This window comes from Streptomyces shenzhenensis (assembly GCF_003688995.1).
GTDB classification, from domain to species: domain Bacteria; phylum Actinomycetota; class Actinomycetes; order Streptomycetales; family Streptomycetaceae; genus Streptomyces; species Streptomyces shenzhenensis_A.
Window position 1 is genome coordinate 127861 of sequence record NZ_PENI01000010.1, and the last position, 23835, is coordinate 151695.

The window sequence follows — 23835 nt, forward strand, 5'->3', positions numbered from 1 at the left end:
GGCGGGATCGCGGACGGGATGCACCGATGGCGGTCATACGATCGCATCGGCCGGTGCCGCCTGTGGACAACGCGCGGGGCGGTCGGCGGGTGTGCGTTACGTTCGATGCGTGAACACCACCAGCCTCGAAGCCGCCGCACAGGAACCGGAACCGGACGCCGCCCCGGGCCGCGTCGTCCTGCTCACCACCAGCCACCGCGTCGCGCCCGGCCTGCTCTCCTGGCCCGCCTGGCAGGCGCTGCGCGCCGCCGACCGGGTGCTGTGCGCGGACGGTGCGCATCCGCAGCTGCCCTATCTGCGGGAGGCCGGCATATCCGTCGAGGAGGCGTCCCCGACCGCGCCGGAGCTGGTCGACGCCTGTGCCGGCGGGCACACGGTGGTGGTCGTGGCGACCGGTGAGGGCGAACCGGCCCTCACCGACGGACTGGCCGGCCTCGCCGGCTCCGGCCGCGTCCGGATGCCCGAGCTCGAGCTGCTCCCCGCTTCCTACGACCTGCCGGGTGCCCGGCTCCTCGACCTCGTCCAGGTCATGGACCGCATCCGCGCCGAGTGCCCCTGGTCGTCCCGCCAGACCCACCAGGGCCTGGCGAAGTACGGCATCGAGGAGGCGTACGAACTCGTCGAGGCGATCGAGGCCGGCGACCGCGACGAACTGAGGGAAGAACTGGGTGACGTGCTGCTCCAGGTCGTCTTCCACTCCCGCATCGCCGAGGAGGACGCCGAGGCACCGTTCTCCATCGACGACGTGGCCGGCGGCATCGTCGCCAAGCTGATCCACCGCCATCCGCATGTCTTCGGGGACGAGACGGCCGAGACCCCGGAGGACGTCAAGGAGCACTGGCTGCGCACCAAGGCGGAGGAGAAGCGGCGCGCCTCGGTGACCGACGGCGTCCCGCTCGGCCAGCCCGGGCTCGCGCTGGCCGCCAAGCTCGCCTCCCGGGTGCGGACGGCCGGACTGGAGGTGCCGCTGCCGCGGGGCGAGGGCATCGGATACGACCTGCTGGCCCTGGCGGCACGGGCCGAGGCGGAGGGCGTGGACCCCGAGGCGGCGCTGCGGGCGGCGGCCCGGGCCTACCGGGACGCGGTGCGCACGGCGGAGGGGGTGGACGGCTAGGCGCTCCGCTGGAGCGGCCGCGATGTGCCGTCGGTCGTCTGCGGCACCATCGTGGCTGGTCGCTCCCCCAAGTTCTCGGCTTCGCTCGAACAGGGGGGACCCCCATCGCGGCGGAGCCGCATGTGGATACAGCCCCGCGCCCAGTACTGGTGGGACCGGAGCCTGGCCCCCCACCCCGCGCCGCCCGATACGGTCGCGCCGCCCGATACGGTCGGGGAGTGACCGACCAGCCCCACCCCCCGAACGCCGTTCCCGCCGCGCCCGACCTCTTCACCTGGGAGTTCGCCGCGGACCCCTACCCGGCCTACGCATGGCTGCGCGAGCACGCCCCGGTGCGCCGGACGGAGCTGCCCAGCGGGGTCGAGGCCTGGCTGGTCACCCGTTACGCCGACGCCAGGCAGGCCCTGGCCGACCCGCGGCTGTCGAAGAACCCGGCGCACCACGACGAGCCCGAGCACGCCCGGGGCAGGACCGGCATCCCGGGGGAGCGCAAGGCCGAGCTGATGACGCATCTGCTCAATATCGACCCGCCGGACCACACCCGGCTGCGCAGGCTGGTCAGCACGGCGTTCACGCCGCGGCGGGTCGCCGAGTTCGCCCCGCGGGTGCAGCAGCTCACCGACCGGCTCATCGACGGGTTCGCGGACCGGGGTTCCGCCGACCTCATCCATGAGTTCGCCTTCCCGCTGCCCATCTACGCCATCTGCGACCTGCTCGGCGTCCCGCGCGAGGACCAGGACGACTTCCGGGACTGGGCGGGGATGATGATCCGGCACGGGGGAGGGCCGCGGGGCGGCGTGGCCCGGTCGGTGAAGAAGATGCGTGGCTACCTGGCCGAGCTGATCCACCGGAAGCGCGCGGCGCTGCCCGCCGACCCAGCCCCCGGCGAGGACCTCATCTCCGGGCTCATCCGCGCCTCCGACCACGGCGAGCACCTCACCGAGAACGAGGCCGCCGCGATGGCCTTCATCCTGCTGTTCGCCGGGTTCGAGACGACCGTCAACCTCATCGGCAACGGCACGTACGCGCTGCTCACCCACCCCGAGCAGCGCCGCCGTCTGCAGCGGTCCCTCGCGGCCGGGGAGCGTGACCTGCTGGAGACCGGTGTCGAGGAACTCCTGCGCTACGACGGCCCGGTCGAGCTGGCCACCTGGCGGTTCGCCACCGAGCCGGTCACCATCGGCGGGCAGCGGATCGCGCCGGGCGACCCCGTTCTCGTCGTCCTCGCCGCGGCGGACCGGGATCCGGAGCGGTTCGCCGACCCGGACGTGCTCGATCTCGGCCGGCGTGACAACCAGCATCTCGGGTACGGCCACGGCATCCACTACTGCCTCGGCGCGCCGCTCGCCCGGCTGGAGGGCAGGTCCGCCCTCGCCACCCTCCTCACCCGCCTTCCCGACCTGCGACTTGCGGTGGATCCGGCCGATCTGCGGTGGCGCGGCGGGCTCATCATGCGGGGACTGCGCACGTTGCCGGTGGAGTTCACGCCCGTCCGGTGAGCGACCGGAGCGGGTGGTTCCGGAGTCGCCCGGCGGAGGCGGAAGATGACTGACCCTCAAGTTTGTGATCTTCACGTGATCTGCGCGGCATTAACTTGTGACGGGCGATCGTATGCCGATACGTTCACCGTCGGTGCGGTATCCCGGCGTGGCCTGCCGCGCTGGTCAGTGCTGTCGCGCGAAAGGCTTCCGCATGCTCTCCGGGAACGGTCGTCACCGTCGCCCCCGTCAGGCTCCGGCCTTCGTCGTCGCGGCCGGAGTGACCGGCTCCGCGATCGCCATTCCGCTGCTCGGCGCCACCGGCGCGAACGCCGCCGACGGCACCACATGGGACCGCGTGGCCGAGTGCGAGAGTGGCGGCTCATGGAGCGCCAGCACCGGCAACGGGTACTACGGCGGACTGCAGATCTCGCAGCAGGACTGGGACAAGTACGGCGGTCTGGAGTATGCGACGACCCCGGACCAGGCCAGCCGTTCGCAGCAGATTGCCGTCGCCGAGAAGATCCTCGCCGACCGGGGCACGACCCCGTGGGCGACCTGTGCCCTGCTCTCCGGGCTCACCTCGAAGTCGGGCTCCGTCGGCGTCGACACCGGCGTGAAGGACGGCCGTTCGTCCGGCTCGAAGGGCTCCAAGACCGGTTCCGAATCGGAAGATTCGCAGGGTTCATCCGATTCCTCCAAGTCGTCGGGATCGCACGGATCCTCCGACTTGTCCGATCCGTCCTCTGACCCGTCCTCACCCTCCGACTCCTCGGACGGCGACTCGGACGCCTCGCCGTCCGCCTCTCCCTCGCCGAGTGCGAGTGCGACCCGCGGTGCGAAGGACGGTCGTACGGGCTCCGCCGGGCCTGATGCGTCGGCATCGTCCGACCCTGGCGCCACTCCTGAGGGCGAGTCGCCCACGGAGGCCCCCAAGTCCGAGCCCTCGGACGAGTCCCCGCAGAGCGCCGGCTCCTGGAGCCTGGTCGACACCGGATCCCTGGGGGGCGGTCGTCATCGGGGCGGCAGTGCGGATGAAAGCGGGTCAAGTGCGGCAACCCTTCGGGCATCCGGCCTGCCCGGCAGGCATGCCTACACCGTCCGTGACGGCGACACCCTCGCCTCCATCGCCGATTCCCTGGGTGTGGACGGCGGATGGCGCGCGCTCTATGCCGCCAACGCGAACGCCATCGGCGCCGACCCGAATCACATCGCCCCCGGTCAGACCCTGGAAGTAGGGGTCGAAACGGGCGAAAAGTAGCGGGAGCTGACGTCCTGTTTCGTGCCTGATTTCCGGTTTGGCAAAAGTGTGGGATGAGTCTCAGAAGCCCTGATCGTCTTTGAATTTCCGTGGATCACATGCCTACGGTCGTGACCGCTCGCCACCGTGAGCCCCGGCTGCCGCAACGCCGAGTCCTGCCAGCGGCCGTACGGGAACAGTCGTCGCGTCAAGCGCCGTAGGCAGGAGCGGGGGACCCAAGGTAAGTGCCGTGCCGGTCGGTTGACCGAAGCGGCTTGGGGTGAAGCCACGCCTCCACACGGAGACGTGGCCGGGCAACTCAACCGGCCCGAACCCGACAGCTCACCTCGCAGGCGTCGGTGAGGGGATCTCTCCATGCTGTTCTTCGGCAAGGGCAAGCACCGTCACACCTCCAAGGTCACCCGTGTCGTGGCGCTCGCCGGCGTCACCGGCGCCGCCGTCGCCGCTCCGCTGATGGCGGCCGGCAGCGCCTCCGCCGCCACCGCCTCCGAGTGGGACACCGTCGCCCGGTGCGAGTCCGGCGGCAACTGGTCCATCAACACCGGCAACGGCTACTACGGCGGTCTGCAGTTCTCGGCCTCCACCTGGGCCGCGTACGGCGGCACGCAGTACGCCGCCACCGCCGACAGGGCCGGCAAGGCCCAGCAGATAGCGATCGCCGAGAAGGTCCTCGCGGGCCAGGGCAAGGGTGCCTGGCCGGTCTGCGGCAGGGGCCTGTCCAGCGCCACCTACTCCGGCGGCGCCACGTCCGGCGGCAACACCGGCACCGGCTCCTCGAACACCACGACCGGCACCGGTTCGTCGAACACCGGCACCGGCAGCGGTTCCTCCAAGGCCGGCGCCTCCCGCTCCACCGAGCAGCCGTCCGCCTCCCGCTCCACCGAGCGGCCTGCCGCCGGCAAGACCGTCACCACCCCGACCGGCAAGAAGGTCGAGAAGGGCGACGGCGAGTACCGGGTCGTCACCGGCGACACCCTCAGCTCTATCGCCCAGCGACACGGCGTCAAGGGCGGCTGGCAGAAGCTGTTCCAGCTGAACAAGGACATCGTCCAGGTCGCCGACCTCATCTACCCGGGCCAGCAGCTGCACCTGAAGTGACGGCTGGTCGGTAGCCCGGCCACAGCCCCGGCACAGCCGCGCCCTCCATCGCGGAGGGCGCCCCCGGGGTCACCCCCGTCCCCACGGGCCCCCCGCCCCGGCGCGTCTTCCCCCGTACGCGCCGGGGCGGGGTCTTTCCACAACGCTCCCTTTCATCCCGGCGCCCGGTTCTTCGGCCTCTCCGGACGGCCCCTGCTCCCTGGCCCGGATCCCTTTCTCCGGCCCGCCCGCCCTGCTTCCTGGCCGGGCCGCTGTGCTCCTCCGGACCAGCCCCTGTTTCCCGGCCCGGCCCCTCTGCTTCTCCGGGGTTGTCCCCGTTTCCCGGCCTGGTCCGTCTGCTTTTCTGGGCCTGCCCCGCTTCCGGGCCCGCACTTTCCGTTTCTCCGGGCCAGCCCCTGCTTCTTGCCCCGGCCCCTCTGCTTCTCCGGGCCTGTTCCCACTTCCGGGCCCGCACCCTGTCTTTCTCCGGGCCCCTGCCCCCGCTTCCCGGCCCGGCCGCTGCGCTTCTCCGCGCCTGACCCCCGCTTCCGGGTCTGCACCTTCTGTTTCTCCGGGCCTGCCCATGCTTCCGGGCCCGGTCTTCTGCTTCTCTGGGCCAGCCCAGCTTCCCGGCCCGGTCCCTCTGTCTTCCCGGGCCTGCCCCTTCTCCCCGGCTGCCCCTCGGCCTCGCCGGACCGTTCCGCTTCCGGGTCCGCACCCTCTGTTTTCCGGGCCTGCCCCCGCTTTCGGGCCCGGTCCCTCTTCTCCTCTGGGGCAGCCCCTGCTTCCGGGCCCGGCCCCGCGGCCTTCCCGGGCCTCCCCCTTCTCCCCGGCGGCCCCCTCTGCCTCTCCGGACGGCCCCGCTTCCCGGCCCGGTCCCTCTGTTGCCGCGAGCCGCCCCCACCCTTTGTTTCTCCGGGCCCGGCCCCAGGTGCACCGCACCCCTCGCGGATCTAGGGGTGTCCTCGCCCGTTCCTTCGAGGCGGCGCCGACGCCCCGCGTCCCCCGCCCCCGGACTCTTCTCCCGCTCGCCGCCTCCCCGCCACTCGCCGTCCCCCGGCGCGTCGTGTCCCCCCGAGAGCCCCCAGAGGTTTTCGTCCCACCCTTTGTTCCGTCCGGAAACAATGTGTACCGTCAGCCTGTCGTCACCCTGTCCACGGGGCGGTCGGCGACCGGCCGGGGGCCCCCGTCCGGTTAGGCTCTAGTCGCAAGGCGCACAGCCCCGCACTTCCAGCGTCACATTCCATGAAGGAGATGCTCGTGCCGTCCATCGACGTCGTCGTAGCCCGGGAAATCCTGGACTCCCGAGGCAATCCCACGGTCGAGGTCGAGGTCGGCCTCGACGACGGCAGCACGGGTCGTGCCGCCGTCCCGTCCGGCGCCTCCACCGGCGCCTTCGAGGCCGTCGAGCTGCGCGACGGTGACCCCAACCGCTACCAGGGCAAGGGCGTCGAGAAGGCCGTCCTCGCCGTCATCGAGCAGATCGGCCCGGAGCTGGTCGGCTACGACGCCACCGAGCAGCGCCTGATCGACCAGGCCATGTTCGACCTGGACGCTACCGACAACAAGGGCTCGCTCGGCGCCAACGCCATCCTGGGCGTCTCCCTCGCCGTCGCCCACGCCGCCTCCGAGGCCAGCGACCTCCCCCTCTTCCGCTACCTGGGCGGCCCGAACGCGCACCTGCTGCCGGTGCCGATGATGAACATCCTGAACGGCGGCTCGCACGCCGACTCCAACGTGGACATCCAGGAGTTCATGATCGCCCCGATCGGCGCGGAGTCCTTCTCCGAGGCGCTGCGCTGGGGTGCCGAGGTCTACCACACCCTGAAGAAGGTCCTGAAGTCCAAGGGCCTGTCCACCGGTCTCGGCGACGAGGGCGGCTTCGCGCCGAACCTGGAGTCCAACCGTGCCGCCCTCGACCTCATCCTCGAGGCGATCAAGGAGGCCGGCTACATCCCCGGCGAGCAGATCGCCCTCGCGCTCGACGTCGCCGCCTCCGAGTTCTACAAGGAGGGCAAGTACCTCTTCGAGGGCAAGGAGCGCTCCGCCGCCGAGATGACGGAGTACTACGAGGAGCTCGTCGCGGCCTACCCGCTCGTCTCCATCGAGGACCCGCTGTTCGAGGACGACTGGGCGGGCTGGAAGGTCATCACCGACCGGATCGGCGACAAGGTCCAGCTGGTCGGCGACGACCTGTTCGTCACCAACCCGGAGCGCCTGGCCCGCGGCATCGAGGAGGGCACCGCCAACGCCCTGCTCGTCAAGGTCAACCAGATCGGCTCGCTGACCGAGACGCTGGACGCCGTCGAGCTGGCCCAGCGCAGCGGCTTCAAGTGCATGATGTCCCACCGCTCGGGCGAGACCGAGGACGTCACCATCGCCGACCTGGCCGTCGCCACCAACTGCGGCCAGATCAAGACCGGCGCCCCGGCCCGCTCCGAGCGCGTCGCCAAGTACAACCAGCTGCTGCGCATCGAGGAGATCCTCGACGACGCCGCGGTGTACGCGGGCCGCAGCGCGTTCCCGCGCTTCAAGGGCTGATCCGGTAAGGCCACGGCTCAGCCAGTCGTACGTACGTCCCCGTACCGGTCCCGTACCGTGTCCGGGGACGTACGCGCGTTGACGCAGGCAAGGGGAGGCGGGAGATGGCCGCGAAGGACCGGGACCGGTTCTCCACCGCGACCAGGCTGCGGCTGCTCGGGGAGCAGACGGCGGCCCGGGTCTACCGCTCCCAGACCCGCCGCCAGGCCCGCCGCTCCCGGCTCACCGGCCGGGCCGCGCTGCTCGCGCTCGTCCTGTGCACGATGGTGGTGGCGCTCGCCTATCCGATGCGGCAGTACGTCTCCCAGCGGGCCGAGATCGCCGACCAGGAACGGGAGCAGCGGCAGGCCAGGGAGCGGGTCGAGCAGCTGCGCGACCTCAAGGCGCGCTGGCAGGACGACGCGTACGCGGAGCAGCGGATCCGGGAGCGGCTGCACTATGTGATGCCCGGCGAGACCGGCTTCGTCATGGTCGATCCGAACGTGGCCAAGCAGTCCCGCGCCGACCTCGGGGCGGCCCACCGCCCGTGGTACGCGAACGTCTGGGACGGGGTCGACACGTCCGACGCCTCCGACCAGTCAACCGACAGAAAGACACCCTGAACACAGTCATGGAAACGCCTCCGCCGCCCACTGCGCGCACCGAGCCCACCGACGCGGACATCGCGGCCTTCGAGCAGCAGCTCGGCCGGCCGCCGCGGGGGCTGCGCGCGATCGCCCACCGCTGCCCGTGCGGGCAGCCGGACGTCGTGGAGACGGCCCCGCGGCTGCCGGACGGCACTCCCTTCCCGACGCTGTACTACCTGACGTGCCCGCGTGCCTCCTCGGCGATCGGCACGCTGGAGGCGAACGGCGTCATGAAGGAGATGACGGACCGGCTGGCCACCGACCCGGAGCTGGCCGCGGCCTACCGCGCCGCGCACGAGGACTATCTCCGGCGCCGGGACGAGATCGAGGAGCTGACCGGCTTCCCGAGCGCGGGCGGCATGCCGGACCGGGTGAAGTGTCTGCATGTCCTGGTGGCCCACGCGCTGGCCGCGGGACCCGGGGTGAACCCCCTGGGTGACGAGGCGATCGCGCTGCTGCCCGAGTGGTGGCGCAAGGGGCCGTGCGTGACGGTCCCCTCGGACGACACCGACCACACCCCGGAGGGGGACGACCAGTGACCCGCGTGGCCGCCGTCGACTGCGGTACGAACTCGATCCGGCTGCTCGTCGCCGACGCCGACCCGGCGACGGGTGAACTCGTCGACCTGGACCGGCGGATGACCATCGTGCGGCTCGGCCAGGGTGTCGACCGCACCGGCCGGCTCGCCCCGGAGGCCCTGGAGCGGACCTTCGCCGCCTGCCGGGAGTACGCGGCGGTCATCAAGGAGCACGGGGCGGAGCGGCTGCGGTTCGTGGCGACCTCCGCCTCCCGGGACGCGGAGAACCGGGACGAGTTCGTGCGCGGTGTGCTGGACATCCTGGGCGTGGAGCCCGAGGTGATCACCGGGGACCAGGAGGCCGCGTTCTCCTTCACCGGGGCCACCGGGGAGCTCAAGGGCCGCGACGACCTCGCCCGGCCCTACCTGGTGGTGGACATCGGGGGCGGCTCGACCGAGTTCGTGGTCGGCGCCGAGCGGGTGCGCGCGGCGCGCTCCGTCGACGTGGGCTGTGTGCGGATGACCGAGCGGCACCTGGTGCGCGGGGGCGTGGTGAGCGACCCGCCCACCGAGGAACAGGTCGCCGCCATACGGGCCGACATCGAGGCGGCCCTGGATCTCGCCGAGGAGACGGTCCCGCTGCGCGAGGCCCGCACGCTCGTGGGGCTCGCGGGGTCCGTGACCACCGTGTCGGCGATCGCGCAGGAACTGCCCGCCTACGACTCCGCCCGCATCCACCACTCCCGGATCTCCCGCGACCGGGTCGCCGAGATCACCGGGTGGCTGCTGCGGTCCACGCACGCGGAGCGGGCCGCGATCCCGTCCATGCACCCGGGGCGCGTCGACGTCATCGGCGCGGGCGCCCTCGTCCTACTGGCGATCATGGACCGAACCGAAGCCCCCGAGGTCCTCGTGAGCGAACACGACATCCTCGACGGCATCGCCTGGTCTTTGGCCTGACCGCCTACAGGTTGCGGTACACGTCCCGCCGGTCGCCCATCTTGACGAGGAGGATGACGAGTTCACCGTCGTTGATCTGGCAGGCGACCCGGTAGCTTCCGACCCGGAGCTGGTAGAGCCCGGACGGGCCGGTGAGCTTCTTGATGTCGGCGTCCTCGCGGTACGGGTCGTCGCCGAGCGCGGTCAGCGCGGTCAGGATGCGCATGGCGTCGAGCCGGCTGATGGCGCGGAGCTGCCGCTGCGCCGCCGTGGTGAACCGGAAGGCGTACTTCACGCCGCCTCGCCGTCCTGCTCGGTGAACAGGTCCGCCAGCAATTCCGCCATCGTCACTGTGGGGCCGCCCTCGGCCAGGACCGCTTCGGCTTCGCGCGCCAGCATGATGTCGGCCGCTTCCTCCAGCGCTTCGAAGTCCGCGATCGGGACTACGGCTGCCACCGGAGCGCCGTTGCGTGTGATGACGGTCGGAACGCCTTCCTCGGCCCGGTTGATGTGGTCGGCGAGGTGCGCGCGGGCTTCCCGTACGGTCACGGTGTTCTCAGTCATGAGATTAGTGTACGCGTCCGCGTGTACACGCGGCCCGGTTCGTTGGGAGTACTCCGCTGAGCAGGGCGGACGTCGGATGAGCGGGTCGGGGAGTGGGTGGCGTGTCGGTCGGCGACACGCCGGTGGGAAAGTTCGTGAAGTTCTTCACAAGGAATTGGTCCCCGGTGGCGGGTCGAAGGGGCCCGATCGGCCCTATCCGGGGTTCAACGGCCCTGCGAGCATGCACGGGAGAGGGACCCGAAGGGGTCCGTACGGCGGTGTCGAAAGGGGGTCGCGCACGCCCTCCGCGGGCCCGGACGGGCAGCTCACGCGGCATTGACAACGGCCGGTATCGGACAGGGGTTCCCTTGTGCGGTCATGGCCTGGGTCAGGCGGGCCGCGGAGTCTAGCACAGGCGCCGTCGGAGCTTGTGAAGGGGCGCACGAGCCACCCCCTGGGGGCGGGTGGATACTCGATGCCATGAGCACCACGGAGCGTCCCAGGATCCTCGTAGTAGGCGGTGGGTACGTAGGCCTGTACGCGGCTCGGCGCATCCTCAAGAAGATGCGCTACGGCGAGGCGACCGTCACGGTCGTCGACCCCCGGTCGTACATGACCTACCAGCCCTTCCTTCCCGAAGCCGCCGCCGGCAGCATCTCCCCTCGCCATGTCGTCGTCCCGCTGCGACGCGTGCTGCCGAAGGCGGAGGTCCTCACCGGCCGGGTCACCACCATCGACCAGGACCGCAAGGTCGCCACCGTCGCCCCGCTGGTCGGCGAGGCGTACGAGCTGCCCTTCGACTACCTGGTGATCGCGCTCGGCGCGGTCTCCCGCACCTTCCCGATCCCCGGCCTCGCCGAGCAGGGCATCGGCATGAAGGGCATCGAGGAGTCCATCGGGCTGCGCAACCACGTCCTCGAACAGCTCGACAAGGCCGACTCCACGACCGACGAGGACATCCGCCGCAAGGCGCTCACGTTCGTCTTCATCGGCGGTGGCTTCGCGGGCGCCGAGACCATCGGCGAGGTCGAGGACATGGCCCGGGACGCGGCCAAGTACTACAACAACGTCTCCCGCGAGGACATGCGCTTCGTCCTCGTCGACGCCGCCGACAAGATCCTCCCCGAGGTCGGCCCCAAGCTCGGCCAGTACGGCAAGGAGCACCTGGAGAGCCGCGGCGTGGAGATCTACCTCTCCACCTCCATGGATTCGTGTGTCGACGGGCACGTGGTGCTCAAGAACGGGCTCGAGGTCGACTCCAACACCATCGTGTGGACCGCGGGCGTCAAGCCGAACCCGGCCCTGGCCCGCTTCGGCCTGCCGCTCGGCCCGCGCGGCCACGTGGACACCGCGCCCACGCTCCAGGTGCAGGGCTCGGACTACATCTGGGCCGCCGGCGACAACGCCCAGGTGCCCGACCTGGTCGGCCGCAAGGCCGGCAACCCGAACGCCTGGTGCCCGCCCAACGCCCAGCACGCGCTGCGCCAGGCCAAGGTGCTCGGCGACAACGTCATCTCCGGTATGCGGGGCTTCCCGCAGAAGGAGTACGCGCACGCCAACAAGGGCGCGGTGGCCGGCCTCGGCCTCCACAAGGGCGTCGCGATGATCGTCGTCGGCAAGATGAAGATCAAGGTCAAGGGCCGGCTCGCCTGGTACATGCACCGTGGCTACCACGGTCTGGCCATGCCGACCTGGAACCGCAAGATCCGCGTCTTCGCCGACTGGACCCTCGCCATGTTCCTCAAGCGCGAGGTCGTCTCCCTCGGCGCCATGGAGAACCCCCGCGAGGAGTTCTTCGAGGCCGCCAAGCCGGCGCCGGTCGCCGCCGCGGCCTCGGCCGACAAGGCCGACGCGAAGGCCAAGGCCTCCTGACCGAGGCACCGTTCAGCCGCCCGAAGGGGCCGCCCGCCATCCGTGGTGCGGGCGGCCCCTTCGGCATGCGTCGACCTCGGAGCCGGACCGGCCGCGCAACCGGGGCCGGTACCGGGAGTGGAGCAGTCGGTCCCGGACCGGTGCGCTCCGCCTATCGGGTGTCCTGTGGACGAACGGCGGCGTCGGTATGGCGGTCGTGTGACGGTACGGGCAAGGTGACGGCGGTGGCGGGCGCCGGGGAATGACGTCGACCGGCGCGATCGTTGCCTCAGGTGACCGAATCCGTGGCCGATTCCTTCACACGATTCCTCTCCCGGAGGTGTGCATCATGGCCGACGCCGCGTCGCGGCTGACGAGTCTTGCCGAGCAGTTGTTGGGAGCCCCGCTCCCGTTGGGCGTCCGCGCCTGGGACGGTTCGCAGGCGGGTCCGCCGGGCGCGCCGGTCCTGGTCTTCCGCAGCCGGCGGGCCCTGCGCCGGCTGCTGTTCAAGCCCGGCGAACTGGGCCTGGCCCGGGCCTGGGTCGCGGGCGACCTGGGCGTCGACGGCGACCTCTACTCGGCACTCGCGCTGCTGTCCCCGCTGGTGTGGGAGCGCGGGGAGGGCGACACCCGCAGCCTCACCCAGGCGCTGCGCGACCCCGCGGTGCGCGCCGCCGCCCGTGAGCTGCTGAAGCTGGCCGGGCCGCCGATCCCGCCCGCCCCGCCCCGCGAGGAGATCCGCAGGCACCGCCACCTGCACCTGCACACCAAGAACAGCGACAAGCGGGCCATCAGCCACCACTACGACGTCGGCAACGACTTCTACGAGATCGTCCTCGGCCCGTCCATGGTGTACTCGTGCGCCTACTGGGAGGAGGCCTCCACCCTGGAGTCCGCCCAGCGGGACAAGCTCGAACTGGTCTGCCGCAAGCTCGGTCTGACCCCCGGACAGCGGCTCCTCGACGTCGGCTGCGGCTGGGGCTCGCTGGCGATCCACGCCGCCCGCGAGCACGGCGCCCATGTCGTCGGCGTCACCCTCTCCCAGGAGCAGGCCGCCCACGCCCGCAAACGGGTCGCCGAGGAGGGGCTCACGGACCGGGTGGAGATCCGGGTGCAGGACTACCGGGACGTCACCGACGGCCCCTACGACGCGGTCTCCTCCATCGGCATGGCCGAACACGTCGGCGCCGAGCGCTACCTGGAGTACGCGGCCGATCTGTACCGCCTGCTGAAGCCCGGCGGACGGCTGCTGAACCACCAGATCGCCCGCCGCCCGCTGCGGGACGAATCCGCGTACCACGTCGACAGGTTCATCGACTCCTACGTCTTCCCCGACGGGGAGCTGGCCCCGGTCGGCAGCACCGTGTCGCTGCTGGAGCGGGCCGGTTTCGAGGTCCGGGACGTGGAGTCGATCCGCGAGCACTACGCGCTCACCCTGCGCCGCTGGGTGGCCCGCCTGGAGGCCGACTGGAACCGCGCGGCACGCCTCGCAGGGCCCGGCCGCGCCCGCGTCTGGCGCCTGTACATGGCGGCGTCCGCGCTGGCCTTCGAGCACAATCGCATCGGCGTCAACCAGGTGCTCGCCGTACGCACCCCCGAGTCGGGGACGTCCGGGCTGCCGCTGCGCGCCCGCACCTGGAACTGACGGCACGCGCGCGGGCCCCGTTCCACGGCGGACGGTGTCGGGTCATTCCGCTGTTTCCGCCCCGCCGGCTCTCAGCCGGCGGGGCGGAGCGGCGCGAAGGCCCCCGAACCGGGAACGAGCCCTGGAAGTCCTGGAAGCCGGCGTCCGCGGAGACCGGCCCGGGACCTCCGCCCACTCCGCCGCGCGCGACGGCATCAACCCACCCCCCGAACGCGACGACGGCCCGCACCACCCCGACGGGGTCGTACAGGCCGTCGTCACGCAGGCCCCGGATGTGCCGACGGGGTCCATGGCGGAACGGGTACCGGGCATCCGGCGCGGCGGCTACTCGGACTTGATCGCGGCCAGCATGTTCAGCCGGGACGCCCGCCGGGCCGGCCACAGCGCGGCCAGGGCGCCGACCACCGCCGACAGCAGCAGGAAGATCGCGATCCGGTCCCACGGCAGGACCAGTTCGTAGGTCGGCATGCTCGAACCGGCGAGCCGGCCGACCGCCCAGCCGAAGAACACGCCGAGACCGATGCCCAGCACCCCGCCGAACAGGGAGATGACCAGCGACTCCAGGCGGACCATCCGCTTGACGGCCCGGCGGTCCAGGCCGATCGCGCGCAGCATGCCGATCTCCTGGGAGCGCTCGAAGACCGACATGGCCAGGGTGTTGATGACACCGAGGACGGCGACGAGCACCGCCATGCCGAGCAGGCCGTAGAGCATGTTCAGCAGCAGCGTGAACAGCTGCGCGATGGAGTCCGACAGGTCCTTCTTGCTCTGGACCAGGATCCCCGGGTTGGAGTCGAGGGCCTTCTCCAGCGTGTCCTTCGCCGTGGCCGAGGCGCCGCCGGCCATCTTGACCATGACCTGCATGTCACGGGTGTCGGACAGCTTCGGCAGGGCCGCGGTGTCGACCAGGACGCCCCGGATCAGCTCGTTGCCCTCATAGACACCGGCCACCGTCAGCCGCTTGTTCCGGCCGCCCTCGAAGTGCGCGGTGAACTGCGTGCCGGCCTTCCAGCCGCGGGACTTGGCGGTGGTGTCGTCGACCACGATCTTCGAGCCGGTCACCGTGAACGCGCCCTCGTCGACCTTCAGATCGGTCAGCTTGCCGATCGCCGGGCCGTTGACGCCGGTCAGGTACTCCTCCTCGCCGTCGATCCGGGCCACCGCGTCGCGCATCGGGCTGGAAGCGGAGACGTCGTCCAGGGCGGCGAGCTTGCGGTCGACGTCCGGGGAGAGGTTGTTGCCGTTGGCCATCCGCACCACGTAGTCCGCGCGCAGCGCCGAGGTGGCCATCTTCTCGATCGCGGTCTGGAGGCTGCCCGCCATCACCGTCATGCCGGTGATCAGGGTCAGGCCGATCATCAGCGCGGACGCGGTGGCCGCCGTACGGCGCGGGTTGCGCACCGAGTTCTGCCGGGCGAGCTTGCCCGACACCCCGAAGACGCGCAGCACCGGGGCGGCCGCCGCGATCAGCGGGCGGGACAGCAGCGGGGTCAGGATGAACACGCCGATGATCAGCAGGACGGCGCCCAGGCCCATCGGTGCCTGACCGTCGGTGCCCTTCAGCGTGGTCGCGTACAGGACGACGGCGACGCCGGCCGCCGCGAACAGGGCGCCGAGGGTGTTGCGCAGCACCAGCGACTTGGTGGTGGCCTGCGCGTGCAGGCTGCTCATCGCGGCGACCGGGGGGATCTTCGCGGCCCGGCGGCCCGGCAGCCACGCCGCCAGCATGGTGATGACGACGCCGACCGCGAGGGCGGCCACGACCGTGCCCGGCGTGACGACCAGCGGACCGTCGGGGATGGACTCCCCGAACGAGCCGAGCAGGGCGCGCAGTCCGGCCCCGATGCCGATACCGACGGCAAGACCGGTGACCCCGGCGACCGTGCCGACCACGAACGCCTCGATCAGCACCGACCGGGTGACCTGGCGGCGGGAGGCGCCGACCGCCCGCAGCAGGGCCAGTTCCTTGGTGCGCTGGGCGACCAGCATGGTGAACGTGTTGGCGATGATGAAGGTGCCCACGAACAGCGCGATCCCGGCGAAGACCAGCAGGCCCTGGCGCATGCCGTTCATGCTGTCGGCGATCTGCTGGGCCTGCTCGTCGGCGAGGGACTGCCCGGTGGTGGTCTCCGTGCGGTCCTTCGGCAGGGCCTTGTCCAGCTGGGACTTGAGTGCGGCCTGGCTGGTGCCCGGCTTCGCGCGCACGTCGATCTCGTCGTAGCCGCCGGCCTTGCCGAACAGCTTCTGCGCGCTCGCCGTGTCGAACAGGGCGAGGCTGCCGCCCGCGGCGACGTTGCCGTCGTCGGTGGTGAACACGCCGACGATCCGCGGGCTCAGGACCGGTCCGTCGATCGACAGGCGGACGGTGTCACCGACCTTGTAGCCGGCGCGCTCGGCGGTCCTGGCGTCGACGAGGACCTCGTTCTCGCCGCGCGGGGCGCGGCCGCTGGTCAGCGGGTAGCGGCTGTCGTCGGTGCCCCAGTAGTTGCCGCCCTTGGTCTGCCAGCCGTCGCCGATCAGCTTGCCGTTCTTGTCGGCCATGGCGGTGAAGCCGCTGACGACACCGACGGCCGAGGCGGCACCCGGTACCCGGGCGCTCCGGTCCAGCAGTGCCTGGTCCAGGTCGGGGTAGTCGCCGGGCTCGTCGCCCGTGGATTCCCGGTACTTGGCCGAGACGGCGACGTCGACGCCGTCGAAGCCCTTGGCGGAGCTGTTCTGGTAGGCGTCGGTGATGGTGTTGGTGAAGACCAGGGTCCCCGACACGAAGGCCACGCCGAGCATCACGGCGAGCACGGTCATCAGGAGCCGGGCCTTGTGCGCGAGTACGTTGCGCAAGGCGGTGCGGAGCATCGTGTTCTCTTCAGTCCGTGGTGGGGGCGGGGGTCAGCTGGTGCGGCCCTTGGTGTCGAACCGCTTCATCCGGTCCAGCACCGAGTCCGCGGTCGGCCCGTACAACTCGTCGACGATGCGTCCGTCCGCGAGGAACACCACCCGGTCCGCGTAGGCCGCGGCCACCGGGTCGTGGGTGACCATCACCACCGTCTGCCCCAGTTCGCGCACCGAGTTGCGCAGGAAGCCCAACACCTCGGCGCCGGAACGGGAGTCGAGGTTCCCGGTCGGCTCGTCGCCGAAGATGATCTCCGGCCTGGCGGCCAGGGCGCGGGCGACGGCGACGCGCTGCTGCTGGCCGCCGGAGAGCTGGGAGGGCCGGTGGCCGAGCCGCCCCGACAGGCCCACCATCTGGATCACCGTGTCCAGCCACTGCTTGTCCGGCTTGCGGCCCGCGATGTCCATCGGGAGCGTGATGTTCTCCAGCGCTGTCAGGGTCGGCAGCAGGTTGAACGCCTGGAAGATGAACCCGATCTTGTCCCGGCGCAACTTGGTGAGCTGCTTGTCCTTCAGGGAGCCCAGTTCGGTGTCGCCGATCCGCACGGAGCCGGAGGAGAAGGTGTCGAGTCCCGCGACGCAGTGCATCAGCGTGGACTTGCCGGAGCCCGACGGCCCCATGATCGCCGTGAGCTCGGCCTGCCGGAAGCCGACGGAGACCCGGTCCAGGGCGACCACCTGGGTCTCGCCCTGCCCGTAGATCTTCGACAACTCCGTGGCGCGCGCGGCCACGGCGGTGGTCCGGTCGGCGGAGATGGGTGTGGTGGTCACGGGAGGGTGCTCCTGTCGGGACGACGACGTTCGTGGGGACTGTCTCCATCGTCCCGGCCGTCCGCGCCCCGGGAGTCAGCCGCTGTTCCGGTTCCGGGGGGCGACTTCGGGCGGAGGGAAGGCGGCCGTGTCATACCTGGGGATGACGGCGGAGCGGGCCGGAAGCAGGAGGGCCGCCGTCGACGGGTACGGCGCGGCGACTTGCCACGAACGGGTCGGGCGCCCTCGTCCGGACGGTGAAATTCCGTCATTTCACGTACGCGCGTACCCACCGGTCGTCACGCTATTGGCAAGTGCGGATGGCCCCTACCCCGGGCTGATGCTCCCTCAGACGTCAATAAAATAAGACAACATCGGTCCGCTCGTCCGCTGTTCGGGTGAGCTATCCCGATAGGCTCGGGACCTCGAATGCGGAGCCCACGGCCTGCCCGGATGGTGGAATGCAGACACGGCGAGCTTAAACCTCGCTGCCCCTCGCGGGCGTACCGGTTCAAGTCCGGTTCCGGGCACATCCCGCTCGACGGCGTCTGACCAGCGCGCACACCTGTCAGACGCCGCTTCCGTTTTCCGCCGCGGGAACATCACGGGAACACCTCGGGCGCACCGTGGGAGCGCGGCTCGGCATCGTCCTGGCATGGCATAGACGGCAAAGCGTAAGAATGCCGACGCCGGGGTCAAATGGGCTGAGCGAAGGCCGTCGAGACCGCAACCGGATCCGCTGCCACGGCACGGGAACCGACGGCACGGAAAACCCGTATGCGCTCAACCCACTCACTCTCGCTAACCCTCTTGCCACCCGGGCACGCGGGCCGCGGATACGCCACCTCCCAACCGGGTAACCCGCGTTCGAATCCCGTCACAGATGCCGTCCAGCGGCCCGGGACGCCTGTTCCGCAGCCGGCCTTGACCTCCGCACGCCTCTGGTACACGCGGTGTCGGCAGTGACTCGGGCAGTGGTCATGGTCCGGCCGTACGGATGCTCCGTCCACCCCCGCGTCCGACTGATCTGCAATGCCTGAGGTCAGCTCTTGTTCTCGCCGAGGGCAGCGCGGAGCCAGTCCAGGGTGCCCGTCTTCAATACGGTGTCAGCGAGTGCCTGGCCGCTCTTGGTGACGATCCGGCCGCGGCTGTTGTCGATCCACCTCTGAGCGTTGGCGTAGCCCTGGTCGCGGTACTCGATGCCCTGGATCATGCACTCCAGTTTGTCCGCGTCCCGCGCGCACTGCGCCTCTGCGGACTCCTTGGCCTCGTACTCGGCAACCAACTCCTTCACCGTGTCGGCGAGGGCTGCGGGCATGCCGGTGACTTGGTCGGCGGTGATCGCTTCGGGGTCGGCTTCGCCTGCGGTGTACTTCTTGCCGAGGTGGTTGACGTCGCCGGTGCGGGTTTCCTGGCTGTCGTGCCAGACGGCGAGGAACGCGGCGCGGGCCGGGTCGGCTCCTTCGAGCTTCGCGATGATGGTCGCGATCAGGGCTGTGCGCCAGGAGTGATCCGCGACCGACTCCGGGTCCTTGACCCCGGCCATCCACCAGCCGCTGCGCTTGGTGTTCTTGAGCGTCCCCGCCTCGTACAGGAAGTGCGCCACCGCGGTCAGTTCGTCGGACACCGTAGGACTCCTCTCACGCCTCGGCGAGGCGGATCGCGTACCGGATGCTCTCCAACTCCCGCCTGCCACACGGCGAGAGTTCACCGCTATCCAACATGATCGGGAGACGTTCGCGTAGGGCGCGGGCTGCTGCTCCGGATCGCAGCAGATTGGGGCGGACCTGGAGCAGTGACCACACACTGTGGATGTTGAGGTCCACGTAGCCATGCTCGGGCGCGATGCCTTCGACGAGGTGAGCGAGGAGTCGGTCTCCGGGCCACGGTCCGAGGGAGCCGTCCGCGATGAAGTCATCCGATAGCTGCGGCACGTTCGTCTCGCCGACCCAGTACGCCCAGTACGCGAGGTTTGCGGACTCTCCGGCGTCGTCATCTTGGAGCGCATTGTCGATGAAGTAGGTCATGCGGTCGCGGTCGCCTTGGCGGGCTGCGACGGCGGCGACGCTTCGGTTGTTGAGCCACGCGGTGAGCCAGTCGCCCGGCCGTTCGGTTCGCTGTTGGTGGGCGAGCCAGTCGGCCGTGTCGGTTGCCTGGTCGTAGCCGGACAGGTAGAGGGACTGTCGTCGCAGCAGGAACTGTCCCGGACCACGGGCCTGTTCGGCCGTGCGGCGCATCTGATCAAAGAAGGTCTGGTGCTCGGCGGCGGTCAACTTCGGTCCGGACGGTGCCGGTCCGCGGCGCGGCCGAGGCCGTGCAGGAAGATCACGCACCGTGCGCGGCGGTACGCCGTTGAGCGGCCACGCCAGAACCTCGGCGAGTTCGCGCTGCATCACCATCGTGCCGAGCGCGGCGTTCTCGACGGGCACCTCACCGTCAAGGGCGGACGCGAGGAGGACGTCCGCCTCCAGGGCGCGTTCCAGTGCCTGGAGCAGGGCGGGGGAAGTGCCCATCTGCATCAGCGTGTGGCGTAAGCCGAGCATCTGCGCGACGGGTACGGCCGTCAAGGCTCGCCGTCCGGTCTCCCACCCGGCGATCGTGTCTGGGGAGACCTTGAGATGTTCGGCTGCCTCGTCCTGCGTGTATCCGTGCTGCTCGCGGATCACCCGCAAGACGTAGCCACTGAGGAGGCCAGTTCGTGGCCGCTGGCCCCTTGCCGTACTGGCGGTCAGGGTTTGCCGAGCACTTGGCCGCATGGGAGTTCCAATCCCGGCGGTTTGCAAGAAACCACCCGTACTCGCAGTCACTTCAGGGTCACGAGCTATCTCTCTACGGTCGTTGGTGTCCCTGAATCAAGCCTATTGGGAGGCCGCGACACATGGGCTCCGCTCTACACACTCACCACACCACGGTGTCAGCTCAGACAGCGCCGTCACTCCACACGGAGGCCGAGCGATGACCGTGACCCTCGAGATCCTGACCGACGAAGAGCGTCGGCTCGCCGTCGAGCACTGGCTCCTGGCAGCGGCCGAGGACCCCCTCGCCGCGCGCGGTCTGATAGCCGCGCCTCGTGCCTCCGGGGACGCTGGTTCTCCTTCCTCCGCTGGAGCCCTACCTCGCTTCAGGCGAGGCGGCCCGGGAAGAGCGGGGGCGATGCGCATGAGGCCGGACGGCCCAGGAGGTCAGTTCTTCTACGTGCTGGTCCTGGCCGTTCTCATAGCCTCCCTCGTGGCCGGATTCGGCCGCTGACCCCATGACCGGCTCCGGTCGCTCGCGTCCCAGGGAGCGGCCGGGGTCCCCAGGTGCCCGCCGGTTTCCTGCTCCCGGCTCTCCCCGTGGGGGCCGGCGGGCCCGGCCCGGCACACCCGGCCCCGTGATGCCCTGCGGTGTGCCGGGCCGCCACTTTCGTCTCGACAAGGGAAGGTTCTCGATCGTGTTGCCTCCGGCTCCGCCAGGCCTCGTCCCGTATATCGCCGGTTGGAGTGAGGAGAAGCTCCCGGCGCGCCCGGTCGTCCGCCGTCCCATTCTCCCGGGGATCGCGTACGTGGATGAGACGCCGTACGACCGGGACAGTTTCGGTGTGCTCTGGGTTCGGTACGTCCTCCGGCCGAAGCGGCGCCGGGGCAGCCCGGAGTTCCGGAATGTTCACCCGTATCGGCAGCGTCGGGCGATGCTGAACATGATGTGCCAGGTCTGCGCTCGTGTGCCGCCGGATCCGCACGGTCCTCACCTCTTTCTCCTGAAGGAATCCGGCGGTCCGATCCGGGAGGGGGAGCTCACGACGAGTCCGCCGGTGTGCGTACCGTGCGCCGGGATCTCGATCCAGCTGTGCCGTGCCCTGCGCGGTGGGCGGTTCGTGGCGGCGTGGGCGAGGCGCGTACCCGCGTGGGGCGTCGTCGGTCCCCTCCATCATCCGCGGACGCTCCAGCCCATCCCACGGTGCGCCATGGAGCACGTGAAGTACGGCTCGGAGTGGGCGCCGTGGGTTCGGGCTGCTCGCACGATGGTGGAGCTCCGTGGGGTGACTCCGGCGGACCTGGACCGGGAGTTCGCGGTCCTCGGGCGGGACCGCCTGGAGGAGGAGTTCGCCCGGATCGCGCAGCTGACGGCAGTCGCCTGACGGCCCGGATGCTCCTCACCGCACGCAACTCGTCCCGCATCGCGGAGGAACGTTCGATGCATCGGTTGCCCACCACGTCCTTCCTCCCCTCAGACTCCCGCCTCCGACAGGGGCGGACGACCCTCTTGGAGCCTGCATGCATTCCCTGATTGCCAGCCCGTTCCTGGAGCAGCATGTACTCGTACGGCCGGGGAGCCGTGGTGGCGCCCTGCTGCCGGGAGTGCGGTACGAGGAACTGCGCGCCCTCGGCGCTGCGGAACCCGCCCCGGCCTGGCTCGCTGACGCAGTCCGCGAGCAGTGGGAAGACATGGACGTGACCGGCCGGCCCACCGGTGACTTCCTGCTCGTCCGCCGGCCCTCCACCTGGGGCTACGGCAAGGCGAGTTGGGAGGTCAACCTGGGCTGCAACTATCAGTGCAAGCACTGTTACCTGGGGCTCAAGGTCAACTCCGGGATGCCTTGGGAGGACAAGCGGCGCTGCCTGGACGTCATGGCCGAGGCCGGCGTGCTCTTCCTCCAGGTCACCGGCGGCGAGCCGACCGTTGACCGCGATTTCATGCGCGCGTATCGGTACGCCTGGGACCTCGGCATGATGATCACCGTCTCCACGAACGGCTCCCTGCTGTGGCGGCGGAACCTCCTGGACCTGTTCAAGGAGTGCCCGCCGTACCGCGTCACGGTGTCCATGTACGGCGCGACCAAAGGGAGCTATGACGAGCTGACGCAGCGCGAGGGCGCGTGGGACCAGTTCGTGCAGGGCATGAACGCCGCCCGCCACGCCCGCCTGCCCCTGCGCATGAGCATCGTCGTCACCGAGGACAACGGCCGCGAGGAGCAGGCCATGGTGGACCGGTGCCAGTCGTGGGGCGTCGAGTACGAGGTGTTCACGAACATGACGCCGACGATCTACGGCGGTGGTGAGGTGCTCACCGCGCAGTCCAAGGAGCACCTGCGGCTCCGCAAGACGTTCACTGGCTGCAATGCCGGACACACCTTCTTCCACATGGACCCGCACGGTCTGGTGTCCATCTGCAAGATCGGCCGCGACGACCAGATCAGCCTGCCCCACGAGGGCATCCAGGGCCTTGCCCGGCTGGGCACGATCGCGGACCGCCTGATGCTTCGCACCGGAGGGTGCTCGGGATGCGCCCTGTCCGGTTCCTGCCGCGTGTGCAGGCCCCTGGCCAAGCACTACCAGGAGGCGAAGGCCCCGCTGGCGGCTTACTGCCGGCACGGACAGAAGAAAGCAGGGTGAAGATGACCGCTGTAGCAGTCGAGATCTCGCCGCGTCGCCCGCTCCCGGGCGACGGGCTCGCCCAGGACGGTCGGCCGTACTTCACGCGGCCGGTCCTGGCGCCGGTCGCGCCGGTGACCCGGATCACCTCGGTCGCCGACATGGACACGGTGATGGACAGCGCGAAGTGCTCGTGCGCTGCCGGTGACGACAACCCGCACTAGCGGCCTGATCTGTACCTGATCCGGTCGTGAACGCGCAGGCCCTGACGCCGGCTCGGGTCGGGGCCTGCGGCGTGTGTGCACCCTGAGTAGCGTGCGTGCATGCGCTTTCACTGGGGCTGGATCGAGCCTGTGATGCCCGTGCCGTACGTGCCGACCCTCGGCCCCGTCCGCCCGGGCGACCTGCTGCCCGAGCTGTTTGAGGCCGTCGTGGAGATCGCGGGGACTGGCCGGTTCCTCCCGTACGACAAGGACCGCCGCTGGTCCGAGCGCAAGGCGGAGCGCGTCCTGGTCGGCGCCATCGAGCACGACCGGCGCCAGACCCTCGTGCCCACGCTCGCCGAACGCGGCGACGGTGTTGTCAAGGTCCACGTGTACGGGGCGGCCCCTGACGGCCTGTCCGCCGGCGCCGACCTGGCCCGCAAGCTCGCCGCCGTCCACGGCGCCGCCAAGGCCCGCGTGGTGTGGTTCCTGGGCCCCGAGCAGCCCGAGGCGTACGTCCAGGGCGTGGGGACCCGTGTCCAGCTCAAGGACTTCGCCGAGGGGCCCGGGCAGGCTCCGGGCGTGCCGGTGCGCGAGGACAAACAGCTGCACGAGAGGGCCGGGTTCGCGGAGTTTGCTGAGCAGATGGCTGCGGAAGGGTTCGCGTTCCTCCACGAGCAGATGCGGGCCGGGACCGTGGGCCCGGTCCTCACCGTCCTCCACGACGGCCGCGTGGCCGGCGCCATCGGCCCCATGGAGACCATGGCGGACGCCGGCGGAGCCGTGCGCCTGCTGCCCCAGTACTTCGGCGTGCTGCCCCAGTACCGCGGCCACGGCTACGGCCGCGCCCTGTGGCGTGCGGCGATGCACTGGGGGCACCAGCACAGTGCCGCTTACCAGCTCCTGCAGACCGAGGTGGGAGGGGCCTCCGACCAGCTGTGTGCGGCGGAGGGACTGGCGTCGCTCGGGTTCGTCAACCAGCGGGACGTCTGAGGACGCCCGCCCCTTGCGCACGCCTTACCTTTCGGGTGGCTGCGGGTTGTGGGGCGG

General features: G+C 70.6%; 20 protein-coding genes, 1 tRNA gene and 1 riboswitch. Of the genes, 15 read left to right on the forward strand and 6 right to left on the reverse strand.

The window, feature by feature from the left end:
* Positions 1 to 109 precede the first annotated feature (109 nt).
* The 8 genes from CTZ28_RS17985 (at position 110) to CTZ28_RS18025 (ending at position 9574) form a co-directional block, all read left to right on the forward strand.
* Positions 110 to 1114, forward strand: a complete 1005-nt coding sequence (locus CTZ28_RS17985) for a nucleoside triphosphate pyrophosphohydrolase (RefSeq protein ID WP_121890444.1) — start codon at positions 110 to 112, stop codon at positions 1112 to 1114.
* A 218-nt stretch (positions 1115 to 1332) separates the two neighbouring features.
* Complete coding sequence (locus CTZ28_RS17995; protein ID WP_121890445.1) at positions 1333 to 2613, forward strand: cytochrome P450 family protein; 1281 nt, start codon at positions 1333 to 1335, stop codon at positions 2611 to 2613.
* Positions 2614 to 2806: 193 nt separating this feature from the next.
* The gene (locus CTZ28_RS18000) at positions 2807 to 3853 is read left to right on the forward strand and encodes a LysM peptidoglycan-binding domain-containing protein (protein ID WP_121890446.1); all 1047 of its coding nucleotides are present in this window, start codon (positions 2807 to 2809) and stop codon (positions 3851 to 3853) included.
* 182 nt (positions 3854 to 4035) lie between these two features.
* Positions 4036 to 4203, forward strand: a riboswitch (cyclic di-AMP (ydaO/yuaA leader).
* A gap of 4 nt (positions 4204 to 4207) precedes the next feature.
* Positions 4208 to 4951 carry a LysM peptidoglycan-binding domain-containing protein gene (locus tag CTZ28_RS18005; RefSeq protein ID WP_121890447.1) on the forward strand — a complete coding sequence of 248 codons (744 nt, stop codon included), beginning with the start codon at positions 4208 to 4210 and terminating at the stop codon, positions 4949 to 4951.
* A 1233-nt stretch (positions 4952 to 6184) separates the two neighbouring features.
* Entirely contained in the window at positions 6185 to 7471 is a 1287-nt protein-coding gene (gene eno, locus CTZ28_RS18010) for a phosphopyruvate hydratase (RefSeq protein ID WP_121890448.1), read from the forward strand.
* 104 nt (positions 7472 to 7575) lie between these two features.
* A complete protein-coding gene (locus CTZ28_RS18015; protein WP_121890449.1) occupies positions 7576 to 8073 on the forward strand; it encodes an FtsB family cell division protein in 498 nt (165 codons plus the stop codon).
* A gap of 8 nt (positions 8074 to 8081) precedes the next feature.
* Positions 8082 to 8636, forward strand: coding sequence for a DUF501 domain-containing protein (locus CTZ28_RS18020; protein ID WP_121890450.1), 555 nt, complete (start codon positions 8082 to 8084; stop codon positions 8634 to 8636).
* The gene (locus CTZ28_RS18025; RefSeq protein WP_121890451.1) at positions 8633 to 9574 is read left to right on the forward strand and encodes a Ppx/GppA phosphatase family protein; all 942 of its coding nucleotides are present in this window, start codon (positions 8633 to 8635) and stop codon (positions 9572 to 9574) included. Before CTZ28_RS18020 ends, CTZ28_RS18025 begins: the two co-directional genes overlap by 4 nt.
* A gap of 4 nt (positions 9575 to 9578) precedes the next feature.
* Here the strand turns inward: CTZ28_RS18025 and CTZ28_RS18030 are convergent, their stop codons facing one another.
* Together CTZ28_RS18030 and CTZ28_RS18035 are read right to left on the reverse strand one after the other, a co-directional pair.
* A complete protein-coding gene (locus CTZ28_RS18030; protein ID WP_121890452.1) occupies positions 9579 to 9848 on the reverse strand; it encodes a type II toxin-antitoxin system RelE family toxin in 270 nt (89 codons plus the stop codon).
* Positions 9845 to 10117 carry a type II toxin-antitoxin system Phd/YefM family antitoxin gene (locus tag CTZ28_RS18035; protein WP_121890453.1) on the reverse strand — a complete coding sequence of 91 codons (273 nt, stop codon included), beginning with the start codon at positions 10115 to 10117 and terminating at the stop codon, positions 9845 to 9847. Before CTZ28_RS18035 ends, CTZ28_RS18030 begins: the two co-directional genes overlap by 4 nt.
* Before the next feature lie 459 nt (positions 10118 to 10576).
* Here CTZ28_RS18035 and CTZ28_RS18040 point away from each other — a divergent pair, with 459 nt between their 5' ends.
* Together CTZ28_RS18040 and CTZ28_RS18045 are read left to right on the forward strand one after the other, a co-directional pair.
* On the forward strand, positions 10577 to 11968 hold the full coding sequence (locus CTZ28_RS18040) for an NAD(P)/FAD-dependent oxidoreductase (protein WP_121890454.1): 1392 nt from the start codon (positions 10577 to 10579) through the stop codon (positions 11966 to 11968).
* A gap of 328 nt (positions 11969 to 12296) precedes the next feature.
* On the forward strand, positions 12297 to 13592 hold the full coding sequence (locus CTZ28_RS18045) for an SAM-dependent methyltransferase (protein WP_121890455.1): 1296 nt from the start codon (positions 12297 to 12299) through the stop codon (positions 13590 to 13592).
* A 324-nt stretch (positions 13593 to 13916) separates the two neighbouring features.
* On the opposite strand, the gene CTZ28_RS18050 is transcribed toward CTZ28_RS18045, so the two are convergent.
* Positions 13917 to 16442, reverse strand: a complete 2526-nt coding sequence (locus CTZ28_RS18050) for an ABC transporter permease (RefSeq protein ID WP_121890456.1) — start codon at positions 16440 to 16442, stop codon at positions 13917 to 13919.
* Between the two features lie 33 nt (positions 16443 to 16475).
* Positions 16476 to 17249: an ABC transporter ATP-binding protein gene (locus tag CTZ28_RS18055; RefSeq protein WP_121890457.1), complete on the reverse strand. Its 774-nt coding sequence runs from the start codon at positions 17247 to 17249 to the stop codon at positions 16476 to 16478.
* A gap of 426 nt (positions 17250 to 17675) precedes the next feature.
* Between CTZ28_RS18055 and CTZ28_RS18065 the strand changes: the two genes are divergently transcribed.
* Positions 17676 to 17758 (forward strand) — tRNA-Leu (locus tag CTZ28_RS18065).
* 512 nt (positions 17759 to 18270) lie between these two features.
* On the opposite strand, the gene CTZ28_RS18070 is transcribed toward CTZ28_RS18065, so the two are convergent.
* Together CTZ28_RS18070 and CTZ28_RS18075 are read right to left on the reverse strand one after the other, a co-directional pair.
* On the reverse strand, positions 18271 to 18855 hold the full coding sequence (locus tag CTZ28_RS18070) for an HD domain-containing protein (RefSeq protein WP_121890458.1): 585 nt from the start codon (positions 18853 to 18855) through the stop codon (positions 18271 to 18273).
* Between the two features lie 13 nt (positions 18856 to 18868).
* A complete protein-coding gene (locus tag CTZ28_RS18075) occupies positions 18869 to 19984 on the reverse strand; it encodes a helix-turn-helix transcriptional regulator (protein ID WP_183154449.1) in 1116 nt (371 codons plus the stop codon).
* Between the two features lie 199 nt (positions 19985 to 20183).
* Here CTZ28_RS18075 and CTZ28_RS18080 point away from each other — a divergent pair, with 199 nt between their 5' ends.
* The 4 genes from CTZ28_RS18080 to CTZ28_RS18100 all read left to right on the forward strand — a co-directional run bounded on the left by CTZ28_RS18080 (position 20184) and on the right by CTZ28_RS18100 (position 23778).
* Positions 20184 to 20477, forward strand: a complete 294-nt coding sequence (locus tag CTZ28_RS18080; protein WP_121890459.1) for a hypothetical protein — start codon at positions 20184 to 20186, stop codon at positions 20475 to 20477.
* A 1007-nt stretch (positions 20478 to 21484) separates the two neighbouring features.
* Positions 21485 to 22603 (forward strand): radical SAM protein, encoded by a 1119-nt coding sequence (locus CTZ28_RS18090; protein WP_121890461.1) that lies wholly within the window; start codon positions 21485 to 21487, stop codon positions 22601 to 22603.
* 2 nt (positions 22604 to 22605) lie between these two features.
* Entirely contained in the window at positions 22606 to 22806 is a 201-nt protein-coding gene (locus tag CTZ28_RS18095) for a hypothetical protein (RefSeq protein ID WP_147481166.1), read from the forward strand.
* A 99-nt stretch (positions 22807 to 22905) separates the two neighbouring features.
* Positions 22906 to 23778, forward strand: a complete 873-nt coding sequence (locus CTZ28_RS18100) for a GNAT family N-acetyltransferase (protein ID WP_121890463.1) — start codon at positions 22906 to 22908, stop codon at positions 23776 to 23778.
* The last annotated feature ends 57 nt before the right edge of the window (positions 23779 to 23835 follow it).

Bases quoted from the DNA above. Each gene is read 5' to 3' on its own strand.
- CTZ28_RS18075 (WP_183154449.1), bottom strand. From the start codon at position 19,984: ATGCGGCCAAGTGCTCGGCAAACCCTGACCGCCAGTACGGCAAGGGGC.
- CTZ28_RS18090 (WP_121890461.1), top strand. From the start codon at position 21,485: ATGCATTCCCTGATTGCCAGCCCGTTCCTGGAGCAGCATGTACTCGTA.
- CTZ28_RS18045 (WP_121890455.1), top strand. From the start codon at position 12,297: ATGGCCGACGCCGCGTCGCGGCTGACGAGTCTTGCCGAGCAGTTGTTG.
- CTZ28_RS18005 (WP_121890447.1), top strand. From the start codon at position 4,208: ATGCTGTTCTTCGGCAAGGGCAAGCACCGTCACACCTCCAAGGTCACC.
- CTZ28_RS18100 (WP_121890463.1), top strand. From the start codon at position 22,906: ATGCGCTTTCACTGGGGCTGGATCGAGCCTGTGATGCCCGTGCCGTAC.
- CTZ28_RS18095 (WP_147481166.1), top strand. From the start codon at position 22,606: ATGACCGCTGTAGCAGTCGAGATCTCGCCGCGTCGCCCGCTCCCGGGC.
- CTZ28_RS18020 (WP_121890450.1), top strand. From the start codon at position 8,082: ATGGAAACGCCTCCGCCGCCCACTGCGCGCACCGAGCCCACCGACGCG.
- eno (WP_121890448.1), top strand. From the start codon at position 6,185: ATGCTCGTGCCGTCCATCGACGTCGTCGTAGCCCGGGAAATCCTGGAC.
- CTZ28_RS18000 (WP_121890446.1), top strand. From the start codon at position 2,807: ATGCTCTCCGGGAACGGTCGTCACCGTCGCCCCCGTCAGGCTCCGGCC.
- CTZ28_RS18080 (WP_121890459.1), top strand. From the start codon at position 20,184: ATGACCGTGACCCTCGAGATCCTGACCGACGAAGAGCGTCGGCTCGCC.
- CTZ28_RS18040 (WP_121890454.1), top strand. From the start codon at position 10,577: ATGAGCACCACGGAGCGTCCCAGGATCCTCGTAGTAGGCGGTGGGTAC.
- CTZ28_RS18050 (WP_121890456.1), bottom strand. From the start codon at position 16,442: ATGCTCCGCACCGCCTTGCGCAACGTACTCGCGCACAAGGCCCGGCTC.
- CTZ28_RS18035 (WP_121890453.1), bottom strand. From the start codon at position 10,117: ATGACTGAGAACACCGTGACCGTACGGGAAGCCCGCGCGCACCTCGCC.
- CTZ28_RS18015 (WP_121890449.1), top strand. From the start codon at position 7,576: ATGGCCGCGAAGGACCGGGACCGGTTCTCCACCGCGACCAGGCTGCGG.